General features: G+C 33.6%; 13 protein-coding genes. 10 read left to right on the plus strand and 3 right to left on the minus strand.

All coding sequences use genetic code 11. The features are described from left to right. Positions 1-437 precede the first annotated feature (437 nt). Together G7034_RS08010 and G7034_RS08015 are read right to left on the minus strand one after the other, a co-directional pair. Positions 438-761, minus strand: a complete 324-nt coding sequence (locus G7034_RS08010; RefSeq protein WP_166400447.1) for a type II toxin-antitoxin system PemK/MazF family toxin — start codon at positions 759-761, stop codon at positions 438-440. Beyond that, a complete protein-coding gene (locus G7034_RS08015; protein WP_166400448.1) occupies positions 752-997 on the minus strand; it encodes an AbrB/MazE/SpoVT family DNA-binding domain-containing protein in 246 nt (81 codons plus the stop codon). The genes G7034_RS08010 and G7034_RS08015 overlap by 10 nt, the downstream gene beginning before the upstream one ends. Positions 998-1,121: 124 nt before the next feature. On the opposite strand from G7034_RS08015, the gene G7034_RS08020 reads away from it, so the two are divergent. The 7 genes from G7034_RS08020 to G7034_RS08050 all read left to right on the plus strand — a co-directional run bounded on the left by G7034_RS08020 (position 1,122) and on the right by G7034_RS08050 (position 10,257). Next, on the plus strand, positions 1,122-1,349 hold the full coding sequence (locus tag G7034_RS08020) for a hypothetical protein (protein WP_166400449.1): 228 nt from the start codon (positions 1,122-1,124) through the stop codon (positions 1,347-1,349). After that, positions 1,342-1,788, plus strand: a complete 447-nt coding sequence (locus G7034_RS08025) for a PIN domain-containing protein (RefSeq protein ID WP_223177609.1) — start codon at positions 1,342-1,344, stop codon at positions 1,786-1,788. Before G7034_RS08020 ends, G7034_RS08025 begins: the two co-directional genes overlap by 8 nt. Before the next feature lie 344 nt (positions 1,789-2,132). Further along, positions 2,133-3,986, plus strand: a complete 1,854-nt coding sequence (locus G7034_RS08030) for a tyrosine-type recombinase/integrase (protein WP_166400451.1) — start codon at positions 2,133-2,135, stop codon at positions 3,984-3,986. Between the two features lie 167 nt (positions 3,987-4,153). Beyond that, a complete protein-coding gene (locus G7034_RS08035; RefSeq protein ID WP_166400452.1) occupies positions 4,154-6,571 on the plus strand; it encodes a hypothetical protein in 2,418 nt (805 codons plus the stop codon). A 23-nt stretch (positions 6,572-6,594) separates the two neighbouring features. Beyond that, positions 6,595-7,794 (plus strand): hypothetical protein, encoded by a 1,200-nt coding sequence (locus G7034_RS08040; protein ID WP_166400453.1) that lies wholly within the window; start codon positions 6,595-6,597, stop codon positions 7,792-7,794. Continuing rightward, a complete protein-coding gene (locus G7034_RS08045) occupies positions 7,770-8,855 on the plus strand; it encodes a hypothetical protein (protein WP_166400454.1) in 1,086 nt (361 codons plus the stop codon). Before G7034_RS08040 ends, G7034_RS08045 begins: the two co-directional genes overlap by 25 nt. Before the next feature lie 262 nt (positions 8,856-9,117). Further along, a complete protein-coding gene (locus G7034_RS08050) occupies positions 9,118-10,257 on the plus strand; it encodes a hypothetical protein (protein ID WP_166400455.1) in 1,140 nt (379 codons plus the stop codon). A 199-nt stretch (positions 10,258-10,456) separates the two neighbouring features. Here the strand turns inward: G7034_RS08050 and G7034_RS08055 are convergent, their stop codons facing one another. Then, positions 10,457-10,669, minus strand: a complete 213-nt coding sequence (locus tag G7034_RS08055; protein ID WP_166400456.1) for a hypothetical protein — start codon at positions 10,667-10,669, stop codon at positions 10,457-10,459. Between the two features lie 75 nt (positions 10,670-10,744). Here G7034_RS08055 and G7034_RS08060 point away from each other — a divergent pair, with 75 nt between their 5' ends. The 3 genes from G7034_RS08060 (at position 10,745) to G7034_RS08070 (ending at position 14,186) form a co-directional block, all read left to right on the plus strand. Beyond that, on the plus strand, positions 10,745-11,128 hold the full coding sequence (locus G7034_RS08060) for a hypothetical protein (protein ID WP_166400457.1): 384 nt from the start codon (positions 10,745-10,747) through the stop codon (positions 11,126-11,128). 806 nt (positions 11,129-11,934) lie between these two features. Then, positions 11,935-13,047: a ligand-binding sensor domain-containing protein gene (locus G7034_RS08065; RefSeq protein WP_166400458.1), complete on the plus strand. Its 1,113-nt coding sequence runs from the start codon at positions 11,935-11,937 to the stop codon at positions 13,045-13,047. Positions 13,048-13,214: 167 nt separating this feature from the next. Then, positions 13,215-14,186, plus strand: a complete 972-nt coding sequence (locus tag G7034_RS08070; RefSeq protein ID WP_166400459.1) for a tetratricopeptide repeat protein — start codon at positions 13,215-13,217, stop codon at positions 14,184-14,186. Positions 14,187-14,506 lie beyond the last annotated feature (320 nt).

Consider the following 14,506-nt stretch of genomic DNA (forward strand, 5'->3'; position numbering starts at 1 on the left):
ATTGCGGAGTAAAAAAGTAAAGTAGATTGCTGTTTAAAACTGATTACTCTATTTTATTCAATAAGAACATCCATTTACTGCGTTAATTTTTATCAGGATAGCTAAGGCTATCCTGATAAAAATTGCCTTGTAACTGAATATCCTTATTGATTTTGACTTTGTGATTATAATCGAACTCAGGTTAATACCAATTTAATCATCAAATGACGCTATTTAGCTCATTCATTGTTTCTTTGGTCGCCACTGAAAGGTACACAAACCGTTTAGCGTTTAGCGTCTCGCGCATAACGAAAGTGGCGACTTGAAATACGCAAGTTTTTCGGTTAAACTTTAAGTTTCTAAAAATACCTAAATTTTCGTTTCAGCACCAAATCTCGCCATTTTTGTTATGCGCTGTTGGCATTAGAACTTTTTCAGAGTTTGTTTCTCATTCAGATTTAGTCAACAAAAGTTTCTTTAATTATACTTTTACAATCTGCTATCTCAGATTTCGTTAATTGGTCAAATCTTTTTAAAATTCGAGTCTTGTCAATTGTCCGAATTTGGTCAATCGCAATCATTCCATTTTTACCGTTATGTTTTACATTTATTCTTGTCGGATATTTCTTCAAGTTAGTCGTCATTGGAGCCACAACGACTGTTTTTAAGAACTTGTTAATTTCATTTGGTGATAGAATTACACAAGGGCGAGTTTTTTTTATTTCACTTCCGATTGTTGGGTCAAGATTTACGAGTACAATTGAATATTGTTTTAATTCCATTCTTCGAAGTTTTCATCGTCAAAAACATCGTCTAGCAATAGCTCATCATCATTATTAGCATTCATTTCTCTAAATGCTTTTTCCCAATTATTTCTCGGCTTGTCAATGGGTTTTAGAATTATTTGTCCTTTTTCTAAAATCATTTCAACTTTGTCTTTTATGTTGTACTTTTCTAAAATTGTCTTACTTAAACGCAGACCTTTAGAATTTCCGATTTTTATAATGGCTGTCTCCATATCTAATTTTTTGTAATTACAAAGTAACAACTTTTATTGTGTTTCGCAAAGTTTTTTTCAGTATTAATGCCAACACCAATATAATTTGACATCTGAACTAATAAATCGAAAATATCAACTATTTTTGATAAAAAAGCTAGTTATAATAGTTGAAAAAGAAAATAATGAAATACTTGTAAGATTTACAGCAAGTATGAATGCATCAAGAATCCAATCGATATTAGATTATTTGAGATATAAAGAACTAACTTCAAAATCTAAGGCAAAAGAAAAATATGTAGATGAATTAGTTAAAGAGTCTAAATCCGATCGCTGGGAAAAAATTCGAAAAAGTATTGGATTTGATGATTAAACTAATGGTTGACTACAATATAATTTTTAGTGCGATTTTAAATGTGAATAGTCGAATTGGTCAAATTTTATTGACTTCTGACAAATCTAACGACTTCTATGCGCCAAAGTATGTAAGAGATGAAATATTTAACCATCAAGGAAAATTAAAAAATATAGCTAAGCTTGGTGATAATGAATTCCTAGAAGTTTACGAGTTAGTACTTAAAAATATTACGATTTTAGACCATTCAATTGCTGGTAAATCGAACTACAAAAAAGCATTTGAATTGTGTAAAGATGCTGATCTGGATGATATACCATTTGTTGCATTCGCACTTTATCTGAAATCTAAATTATGGACAGGTGAAAAAAAACTGATAAAAGGCTTAAAAGATAATGGTTTTGATAAAATCGTTACGACTAATGATTTATTTGATGACTTTCTTAAAAAGAACTGAAAGTAGATATTACAGGTGTTAACAGCGCATAACAAAAATGGCGTGGTTTCTTTGGTTGCCACTAAAAGGTACACAAACCGTTTTTTTTTATAAAAAAGGGAATTTTAACCTATAAAAGCAATTCAACTGAAATTATTAGAAGTATGATTACAAGTTAAGTCTATTTAGGGTGAAGTAAAAATTTCAAAAAATTGGGATTAAGTATTTTTTTTGTTATGTTTGTTAAAATTTCATCCAGTAATTCCCTAAATATGGGACTCGCTGCGGCGGAGCCGTTATAAAATTTTCATTTAGAGAAATTTTCTGACATTATTTTTTTTGAGTTTATTGTCAATAATGAAGTTATGGAAATAGTATTGAAAAAATTAGTCCACCGAAATCAAGAATGTATTGGGATTTTTTTTGATAAATCCTCATACACTTTAGAAGTAAGAGAGCAGCTAAGAAAGATTGATGCTGTTTTTTCTAAGACACATTCTTGTTGGTACGTTTTATACAGCAAAATCAACTTTCAGAAAATAGTTCGTACTTTTAACAACATAAAGTATCAAGATCATACAGGTAATATTGTTAGATATGTGGCCGGGAAAGATTCTCGTGAGCATCCACACAAAGTTAATCGGCCTTCGGCTTCAGTAGCTAAGGAAATTAACGACAAAAGGCAGTTAGTTGAACCCAAGAAAGATTCAGCTAAAGCACCAAAGAAGAGTAAAGATAAAGCGCATCAATCTTCTTCAATGGTTTCTGCACATAAAGAGAAGCAAGCAACAACTTCTCTTGCCAAAGAATTAAAATTTCAATATGTATATGATTTTGGTAAATATTGGGTAGTTAAAATGAACTACAATGAAGCTGTTAAAAAGAAACTTTTAGCACATAAAGGTATTTTTTGGAACTCTACTTACCGAGTTTATATGATTATGAGGCATCCTAAAAACAGAACTTTTGTGCACACTATTTTAGGAGAAGAAATATTTCCTAAAAATTATTTTTACAATGAATTTGCTAAGTTGAACCATGGTGCTTCAATTTACTTTAGTAGTTATCCGCCAGATTCTCGCTTTATGCGTGTAAAAGTTATTGGAAATGCTTTAATAAAAGACCAAGTAAAGCGTTTAAGCATGATGCGGTGGGATAAAACAAAAAACTGTTTTTTATTTCCGGCTTCACCAGAAATGATGGACACTTTGAATATTGTTTTAGAAGACTATTCAGATTGCATTGACAACAGATTGCCTTCAGGATATTTAAAGAAGCGAAACAACATTAACAAAAAAGGGCTTAATTATTTAAAAACAAAAGATTCTTTACTTAGTCAAGTGCCCGAAAATACACGCGTTTATGTAGATGAATTAATGGACATGATTATTGCTAAAAATTACAGTGATTCAACTTTAAAGACCTACACCAATTCATTTATATTATTGCTTCGTTATTTTAATTACAAGTCACCACAAGAATTAACAGAACGAGAAGTAGTTTCATTTTTATCTGATTTAAACACAAAAGTAAGTTCCTCTTCTTCGCTATCAGCCTATATAAATGCGTTGAAATTTTATTTTAAGCATGTAGTTGGTTGGCGGGACACCGATTTTAAAATTCCGAGGCCTAAAAAAGAGAAAAAACTACCTGTAGTTTTAACCGAAGAGCAAGTTAAGGCTATTTTTAGTCACGTAAACAACATCAAGCATAAGTTAGCATTAATGCTTATTTACAGCTCTGGTTTAAGAATAAGCGAAGCTATTAATTTAACGTGGAAAGACATTAATTTTGAAGCTCACAAAATTCATATTAAAGGAGCCAAAGGGAAGAAAGACCGTATAGTTATGTTGGCTTATGTACTTGTAGAAAAGTTAAAACAATACAAAGAGATGTTTCCATCTGAGGGTTTTGTATTTGAAGGACAAATTAAAGGGCAGCCCTACACCGCTAGTAGTATTCGATCAGTAATGAGAAGGGCTTGTAAAAACGCGGGTATAGAAGAGAAAGCAACTGTACATACTTTGCGTCATAGTTTTGCAACACATGTTTTGAATTCTGGTACAGATATTAGATTCATACAAAAGATACTAGGTCATTCAAGCATTAAAACCACTACTGTATATACTCGCGTAAGCAAGCCGAAATATGATGAAATAAAAAGTCCTTTAGATTCTATGCAAGACGAATTAGAGTCAAAAAACCCAAAAAAAACCTAGAAAATAGTATGATTTACGAAAAAAGTGATGCATATTTGTAGATATATACTAGTTCTCTGCAAGCTAAAAAGCCAACCGCACAAACAGCACATTTGGTTTTTGTCGATACGAGAGCTAACATTGAAAAACCAAAAGAGCTGTTTTTTGCCAACGCTGAAAAACGGATAATGAATGAAAAACAAAGTGCAATGAAACATATACTATTTGCAATACTCGCCATTTTAAGCATTGGATTTACCGTGCAAGGGCAAAACGATTGCTACAATGAAGGAAAAGCTAAAATTGCCAAAGAAAATATGGATGAAGGTGATGATGGACTTACCTGTGCAAACGCTGCTAAATTCTATGTAATGCTTTGTCAGTACAAAACCGAGCCTCTTTACGAAGAACAAGGAGTTCGATTGAAAAAACAATTAAAAGCGATAAAGAAGGCTTACAATGATTACGGAGTTTATTGCAAAGACATCGGTAAAATTCGGGATTTAATACCGGAAAGTCCGACAATAACAGTGGTTGATGACAGTGAAGAAGCCACCTCGGATGAGGTGCTTTTGGAGGCGGTACAGTTATTCCTTGGTGGGCAAAATAGGGGAAATAGCGGATCTCAAGCCTCAGGTAGAACAGCCACCAATTGTATCTCGGCAGGAGAAAGAAAATTCGGTAATCAAAGCGAAAATCGAACCTTTAGCAGTAATTCTGCAGGTAGTCGAGCTTTTCAATATGAGATTTTCATTTGCCATTGCGAACAAGGGACTTATAATGATAAGTATACCGAATCTGAGTATCTGGAGATGCTTAGAGATGCCAGGCAAGGGTATTATAATTATTACAAGCAAGCTGGCGACCCTGATCTCAGCCCAGTTCCCAGTAGTTGTGGGCAAAAAGGTGGTGGTGGAAGGTCCGGCACACCCAGTAGATACCCTTATAAAAACCTTGAGGATGCTTTAGTAGACGATCAAATAAGTGATGATCTCACCACTTTCGCCAATGGGCTGGCTGAGTACTCTGACAATCCAAAGATCATTCGACTAGCCGAAAACATGAATCAGGTCCAGGCGAAATACGATAATGTTGAGGCGGGAGTTAATCGTATCGCCAATAGCTTAGGTGTTCCCGTTGATCAGGAAACAAGGCAAATGATGAACTTTTATCAGAATGCAGAAATGGTGGTAGCCATTGGAAAGGCAATCTTTGGGAAAGAACCCAGCCTTGAAGAAAGACTGAGTCCATCACAACTAAGCGTGAGAAAAAATATGATGGAGGTAAGTCGCAACCTGCGCACTTTATATGACGAGGTCAATTCCATTGCGCCTTATTCAAAAGATAAACCTAATTATCTGCTATCCTTAGAAAGGGAAGAGCAAGAAATCACCCAGTTCAATCAACTTACTTGCAAGGATCGATACTTATACCTCTGGTATCTAGAGGCTCCTGGATACCCAAATATCAAAGATTATAATGCAGAGGTACAAAGGCTTTCAACCAAAACAGTGAAGGAAGTAGTTGCAAGTATTGCCCAAATGCAGCAGAGACATGAGATGTCCAAGATCCCTCATATTGCTAACAAAGAACTTGCTTTTCAGAAAGCTTTCAATCGCATCCAGTTTTATAAGATGCGCTATTATCAAGAAACGGGTAATGTTCAATTAGCAAGAGAGATGAGATCTAAAATTAAATTTGATGATAAGCTAATAGGAGAGACTATTAAACTCATAGTGGATAACTTCAATCAGCAAAAATTTGAAACGGTTACCGATTTTAGTTATCTGATTGAAGATTACTTCGGAACTGAAAAGGAGATACGTCTTTATTATAAAGACATTCCCGGTATGGATATAAGTTGGCGGTCAATTAATCAAATTTCTAGAAGTGAAGTCAGTATTTTGCTCATGTTAGGTGTAATATCAGCCGTAGAAACAGAACAACTTAGCCAAGCAAAAAAAAGCTTTAACATATTATCAAACATTCATGACAACACCGTGGAATGGCGCAATAAACAATCAAAATTAGGTGATGAAGAAGACGTGGAGCATAAGTTTTTCATGGATGCAATAGATGACGAATTGGCTGAAAGCCAAATTGCATTAAACACCGCTAGAGCCTATTTAAATATTGGATTAAAAGAGTATTCGGCAGCTTTAGATTGTACGAATGAAATAATTAAACAACTCAAACCTAGTAATCCATTACAAACAATTCCTAAGCACGTTTTTTTACGTTTGAAAATATTAGCACATCTTGGATTACAAGACTATTCAAACGCTAAAAAGACACTTACAAAGTGGGATTATCTAGTTGATACAAGGAATGCTTTAAAGCGGAATGGGTTTGATGTAGACCAATTCATTTCATTAATTTTCATTGTGAAAGAAAAGCAGGAAATGGAGTTTTACAATGTCTACATTCGATATCATAAAAAAGACTATCAAGGAGCACTGATTGCCTTAAAGCTTTTAAAAAAGAAAATTGAGGATCCAGAAGCAAAATTTTACCTCTTAGAAGAAAAAATTCATTTGGCTCTTGGAGCCGATGAAGCAGCTCGAGTAGCCCACCAGGAGTACATTAACTTATTAAGAACTAATTAGAATTGAACAAAAAAATGAATAAGATGAAACTAACCAGCATACTGTTTTTTCTTTGTATAGCTTATACTTCGATTGGACAGAACAACTCAAAACTAGACATAGGTATAATTCCAAAAATAAACGGAGAAAACCTCTTATTGATTGATGCAAATAAGGGCAGTATTGTCTCCTTTACCTCAGTGGGAGAAGAGATCTTTGCCGCCACAGTAAGTGAAAGTGAAGAACATTTTTACTTTCTAAGCCGGAATAAGGTATATAAAGGTTTGGTAAGTAGCGGTGAACTTATCAGAGAGTTTAAATATCACGATTTGCAAAAAGAAAGCATCAAACCTCTCGCTATTAGCATGCAGGGTATAGCTATTTACAAAAAAATAGAAAATAGAAAAGAAAAAAAGGCTACAGGGAGTTTTGGGGCATTTGGTACTGGACCAGGAGTAGAAACTAAAGAAAGTGAAGATGAAACAGAACAAGCTGAAAAGCACCTATTGTGCAAAGCAAACATTGAAACTAATACTATTTCAATACTACACGACCTAAGCCCCTCAAACATTTATTATTCTGGATTTCACCAAAACAAGTTTTTCATAGGTGATTCCAAGGAGGGGAAACGCACCTCTTATGACCTGCGAACTCAAGAAAAGATTCAAGACTTTATGACCCCAAAACTATCTTCTATATATCCAGAGCTTCAAGAATATAAATCGCCCTACATTAGTTACCATAGTGAGCACGATCTTTTCTCATACAGCTATGAAAAAAAGAACCAAAAAGTGCAAATCTTATACGATCCCATAAAGGAGGAAGTGATACTATTTGAAAAGGATGAAAAAGAAGCAATATTTATTGCCGGCTACAATTCCTCTACATCCAATTACTATCTCTATAAAAGGCTCCGTACAACTGAATTACCAAGCTTTCCAAACCACGAAGATTACGATTTAGAATCTGAAGAAGAAATAGAAAAGTTTAGTCAAGACACGGATAGCGTTATGGTTCTATGGGATAAGATCAATTTAGATCCCAATAGTTATAGTTTTGAAATACACAAGACCCCCAATTATCAACGTTTAGTAGAGATCCCAAAAGTGAGTAGAGAGATCAATACATATGGGGCAGTAAAGGTTTATAATGATAAGTACGCTTTGATAGATAGATATAGGGAAATGGAGCTCTATGATTTAGAGGCAAAGAAGACGGTTTGGCTATTGGATACAGATTTCTAGAGGATAAACTTATGATTATTAATGGTCATATCATTTTGATTATCGTTGTGTTTTTAGTCACCAACGTTAAAGCACAAGTAATCTTTTATGATGAAAAAACAGGTGAAGAGTACCAAATTACCCCGCAAACCGATGAGAAATTAACAAAGGCCTTTTTAGATGACCTAAATGCAAGGGCCATCGAGTTTAATCCAAATACTAGCTCACGTTTTCCTTTGCGTTTGAAAAACAAAAAAAGCAACTGGGTGCTTTTCGATTCCTATGAGGATGATTTATTCTTAGTTAATGAAGCTAAAAAATACAGCTTTCAGTTCCCTTCGCCTCTATTAGAAAACAGGGGTTTTACACTAGCCTTTCGCAAGGATAAAATTTACTACACTAATTTACAAGAGAGTAAAGTTATTACTAAAATGAGTTTTACTCAAGTAGTACCCCGAACGATTACAGGTACGTTTATGGTGGAAAACCCCGAAGGAGAGCTTAAAGAAGAACAAGAAACTTCTCTTGAATCTTTTACCGTTAAAAATGGTGTGAAGTGGGGTTTAATCGAAATGGCAAGTGACAATATCTATCTCAGCCGAAATTTTTTATACAATTCCTCTGAAGAAGTTCCTGAAGCTACTGGTTTTCAAAGCTATCAGCTGGAAATGATGGAAAATCTAAGGGAGGTGAAAAAATTAGATTTATTAGTGGCTTTAGATGAAAATGGTTACTATTTCAAAGCTCGAGATAAGAAAACCAAATTATTTGGACTCTATGCAGGAGAAAGAATGCCGTTTAATCAAATACCTGCAAAATATGACGATATCAAACGTCATCGAAATCCAGAAACTTATGAAGTGTGGAAAAATGGAAAGGTTGGATATTACAACGGTAATTTTGACTTGGTTATGGAGCCTATTTATGATGATTTTAAATTTGTACATCTCGACTATACTTTTGGCTGCGCCTTAAAGAAAAATGGAAAATGGGAACTCTACAATGCGCACGAACCTAAAAAACTTGTAGAAGGCAATGCAAAAACCATAGATGAATTGATAGAATTATGGTTAAACAGATAAATGCCAAAACATAAAACCACACACATTGCCAAGTCGCACCGCCCAACGCACCACCAAAACTTGTCAAAGAGTATGGTTTTGCCAACGCTGAAAGACAAGTAGAACGGAAAAAGCCAGCAGAGAACAATGTATAAGCGTAATGCGGGCTAAAGCGCTAAATTTAAACGAATTGAATATTAACAAACATATCGGCAAACTGAAAGTGAAGTGCTTCTAATCCCGCACTACGCTTATACTAGACCGTTGTGTGTAACTATAAAAAATGAATATTAAAAACTGCATATTTCTAATTCTATATATCTTTTCCAATTATGCTTTTGGACAACCAACACCCATATCTGGAAATTTAAATGGTATTACCAAAGAAGCATTAAATACCAACCCATATCTTGGAGTAATAATAATAGATAAAAACACTGATTTAAACAGAGCTTACATACTAAACGAAATAAAAAAAGATTTTAGACTTTATATTGAATTAGATTCTATACCAAAGGAATTCAATAAATTTGATTTTAGCAATATAACAGGCATTACAATCGAATGTTCTGAAAATCTAAAAGACATAACCAATCTTAAATATTTTGAAAATTTAAAGAAATTAAGTGTCAATAATTTTAAAGGTAAATATCTGTCAAAAGAAAACATTCCTTTAAGAATGTTAAAGTTCTTCTCTATTTCCAATTCTCCAAACTTAATTTCGTTGGAGTCAATATTTCATTTAGAAAATCTCGAAAGAATTATACTAAATGATTTGCCAAAATTTTCAGAATATACAGAAGACTTTAAACACTTAAAAAAAGTGGACAGTTTAAGTTTGACAAAACTGAACATTGAAAAAATTCCAGATTTCTTCCCTACTAACCTTTCATTTTTGTATATACAAGAACCATCTCCAAGTAGAAGGAAGCTTAAAAACATTCAAAACTTAAAATTATATAAAAACTTGAAAGATTTACGTCTCACAGGTATGGATATTGATGTTGGAAAACCTGATTTATACAATTTAAGGCTAGAAAATCTTTTTTTGGAACTAAACTATTATACTCAAAAATTTGATTTCATTTTTTCGTTTGGGGAAATTAAAAACCTAAGACTTGAGACTTTACATTCATATGTTTATTCAAAAAACGATATGTGTATTACAAAAATAACAAACATCTATCTTGAAAGTATGATAAATTTGAACGACATAAACAGTTTTTTTGAATGCGACGAAAACTCTATTGAAAAAATCACAGTTAGACATACTGGAATAAAAACTCTTCCTGACCTTTCAAAACTAACAAACATACCAATTTTACTTATTGAGTACAACAGACAATTAATGCAAAGTGACACCACTATATCAGAAAACTGGAAAATACAGAAAAACGGAATATATTTTAACGAGAAAGAATAGCTACACACAACATTGTATAAGCGTAATGCGGGCTAAAGTACTAAATTTAAACGAATTGAACTTTAACAAACATAAGGTTAAACTGAAAGTGTAGTACTTCTAATCCCGCACTACGCTTATACTTGAACGTTACATAGCAATGCGCCAAACAATCACACTCGATAGGCGCACTGCAAGTAACAGCGTATATAAAAAATGCTTAGTAGCAGGGTATAATTAAATATTCGCCTTCAAATTTTTGCTTTTTATCTCTCCAACCTATTGCACCTTTAAGGGTTGGTTTTTCAGCAACTTCTTTAAAGCAACGCTTAGTTACATAACCACTATTATCACCTATCACGGGGTCAAAGTCATTAACATATACTTGCTCACGTGTAGCAAAAATTTTAAACTTCATTTTCGGTTCTTTCATATTTTTAATTTTTAAATTCGCACTTTTCATATACGCAAAACGTTGCCAACCATTTGAAATCACTCAAACGCTGAAATGAAACCAGAAGATAAATTAGACAAAATATTAACGTATTTATATAATGAATACGAAAAAGAGAACATAAAGTATGAACACAGTAAAACGATATGTCATTTTGCGGAATTAAAAGTAAATCCGACTGAAGCATATATGGTCTTGCTAAAGTTAAATTCTGACGGTTATGTAAATATGTCTGATTCAAATCAATGGATGTTTCAAATAAATTATGACGGAATTTTATTTTATCGTTCTGGCGGTTACAAACAGGAATTAAATGACCTAAAAAGAAAACGTATTAAGAACGATATTTATAATGTAGTGGTAGGTCTGGGAACTTTTCTCGCTGGAGCTTACGGACTTTGGGCGATTTGGAAAGAAATCTCAAATTGTATCTGTTAACTGATTTTAAATAATCCTGAATAAATTTAATTTTGAACATAATATTTTATTTTAAAATTAATAATCTGATAAAAAACGGTTGGCAACAAAGGCTATATGCAATTGGGGTTTAGATGCTTAAATGAAAAATAGTAAATAAAATAAAGGTCAGTGCTAAACTGAAAAGTTCGGGCAAAAAATCCCCAACTGCTCATAGCCACGACCGTTGTGCATAAATTAAAAAAATGAAATTCTGCGGAATTTCAAGTTTTTTAATTTTTAAGGAGTTTTGTGTTTTTAAGGGAGTCGCTCAACCGAAAAATTTTGAACTCCCCTACTCCTAATGTGGGAGTTTTTGCTTTTTTGCAAATTTCGGCTCAAACGAAATCTGAAATATGGACTGTAAAGCCGAAAGGTTTGTTTGCAAAAGTCCTTGCTCAACCGAAAAATTTTGAACTCCCCTACTCCGAATGTTGGAGTTTTTGCTTTTTTGCAAATTTCGGCTCAAACGAAATCTGAAAAAATGTTCTCTAAAGCCGAAAGGCTTATTTGCAAAAGTCATTGCTCAACCGACAAAATTTTGGCTTTCCTTGGGCGAATGTTAAAAAGTTTGGGCATTTTAACGGCGATAATTGATAAAACCAAAAGCCTCTGCTGAATTATAATCTATGCACAACAACGGTTTGCAATAATGGCGGGGTTTTGCTCAACCGAAAAGGTTTGGGATTTTTTACTAAATTTGTAACTTAACCGAAAACTGAATTGCTATTTTGCCCGCCACTATAGCAAGCCGCGACCGTTAGCAACAATTTACGGAAACCAAAGATATGACAGACATTAATTGTAAGACAATATTTAAAGCAAGTAAACTACTTTTAGTACTTATGTTACTTCAAGTCTCCGCTTGCACAGGACAAGTGAAAGAAAAAACTGTTAGTGATAAGACAGAAGATGAAGTAAGCGACAAACATCTTACCATAAAGCAAAACACGATATTTCCCCAAATTCACACCAACTTAAATGGAATGGTAAGACAATTTGTAAGGACAATCCATCAAGACAGAAAAGGAAACTATTGGTTTGGAACAAATGGAGATGGGATTATACGCTATGATGGGCAAACACTTGATAAAATCCACATTGTAGGTATCAGTCCACATATAAGAGTTTTGGAAATAGTAGAGGATAAAGCAGGTAATGTATGGTTTGGAACTTCTGACGGACTTGTTAAATATGATGGTCAAAAGTTTGAAACATTTTCTATAACAGAAGGGGAGAAAGGTTTTGATGAGGAGATATGGGGATTAGCTATTGACAAAAACAAGCTCCTTTGGGTTGGAAGCGTTGGTGGATTATATCATTTTGACGGAGATCAGTTTATACCCTTTCCTTTGCCTAACTCTATGGTTGAAAATCCGGAACATAAGCTATCTGATAAATTGATTAAAAAAATTATAGAAGACAAAAGTGGAGCCATTTGGCTTGTAACCGATGGAAATGGAATTTTCAAATACATTAAAGGTGAATTTACTCATCTAACAACTGAAAATGGACTTACCGACAATAATACTGCTGATATCTTAGAGGACAGCCAAGGCAATATTTGGATTGGAACATATTATGGAGGTGTCAGTAAATTTGATGGAAAAACCTTTACCAACTTTACTAAAGATGGCATTATCGAAGGTATAGAAACCTATAATTTTTATGAAGATAGCAAAAGAAATGTATGGTTTACAGCAGAAGGTTATGGTGTTTACCGCTACGATGGAGTTAGCTTCACACAATTCACAACTGAAAACGGATTAACTACCAATGTTGTCCAAAGTATTTTTGAAGATAACAAAGGACAACTATGGTTCGGGACATGGCAGGGTTTATGCATTTTTAATAGTGAAAAATTCGTGAATGCAAACGAAATAGAGACTTGGACAAACTAAAAACAACTGTTGCTAACAAAGGCTATAAGCAATTGGGGATTAGGTGTTTAAATTAAAAATAGTAGATAAAATAAAGGTGAGTGCTAAACTGAAAAGTTAGGGCAAAAAATCCCCAACTGCTCATAGCCAAACCGTTAGCACCAATATAAACACAAAAATAATAGAATATGAAAAAAACATTAACTATAATAGCTACGATTATTTCGTTAACTGTATTTGGTCAATCTGCTGAAGAATTACTTGTAAGTGGAATCGAAAAAGCAAATAATCAAAAATACAAAGAAGCCATAGTAGATTTTACAAAGTCTATAGCTAAAGATGCAAATAATGCAGAAACTTATTATAATCGTGGCACTATTAAAATGACCATATCTGACTTTGATGGAGCTTTATTAGATTATGACAAAGCTATAAAACTAAATCCAAAGCAAACAAACGCATATTATAATAGAGCTGGCATTTATGTCAATACACAGCAATACAAAAAAGCGTTATTGGATCTAAATAAGGTTATAGAACTAGATGAAAAATTTCCGAGTGCCTTAACTCTTCGCGGACAAGTTAAATATGCCCTAAATGACAATAATGGTAGTTGTAACGACTTTAAAAGAGCTAATGAAATTGGCGACAAAAAAGCTGAAACATACATATCTAAATATTGTAATGAAACAGAAATTGACAAAGAATCACTCTCTTTGAAATGGCCAGAAGATGAAAAATGGAAAATAGCGGAAACTCAAGAAAATGATAGACTAAAATTCACGGAACTACTTCGTAATGGCGAAACTTTTGAAAATTGGACAGAAATAGGAACTATGCTCGTTTATAAAGGTGTAACAGGTGAAGATATCGAATTTAGAGCTAATTTACTTTACGAACAGACAAAACAACAATGCCCAAAAGCCAAATTTACAATAGTAGATATGGATAAAAAAATTGAATATCCATGGATAATCTTTTCTATAGAATGTCCTATTTCTGGTCAATTAAAAACACCTGAATCCCAACTTTGGTTAATTATTCAAGGAAATGCGTCAATGTATTTAGTTGACCGTGCAATAAAGGAAGAATCTCTACCATCTAAAATCAAACTGAAATGGACAAATTTTTATAAAACTGCGAAAATCATTTCTAAATAATAGCTAAAAGTCGAGTAGGTAAAGGGGAATCTCACCCCTAAACCTCTCACAGAACCGTACGTGAACCTCTCGATTCATACGGCTCTTCATAGTCCAAAGTATTTCTACTCCTAACCTACTATCCAAAATCATCGCTCGCTTAAACGAACTTGTAATACAACAATAGGTCACACTATGTGAAGCCCTTCGCTTGCAAGGTCATTACTCCTGTTCTCTTGGATATTCTCGCTACTACGACTTCATCCGCCCCAAACTCAAGCTTCGCTACTCTTTGCCTTTTCCACTCTGGGATTGTTAGCGTTCTTGCTTGACATCTTGAA

Source organism: Psychroflexus maritimus (genome assembly GCF_011089875.1).
GTDB classification, from domain to species: Bacteria; Bacteroidota; Bacteroidia; order Flavobacteriales; family Flavobacteriaceae; genus Psychroflexus; species Psychroflexus maritimus.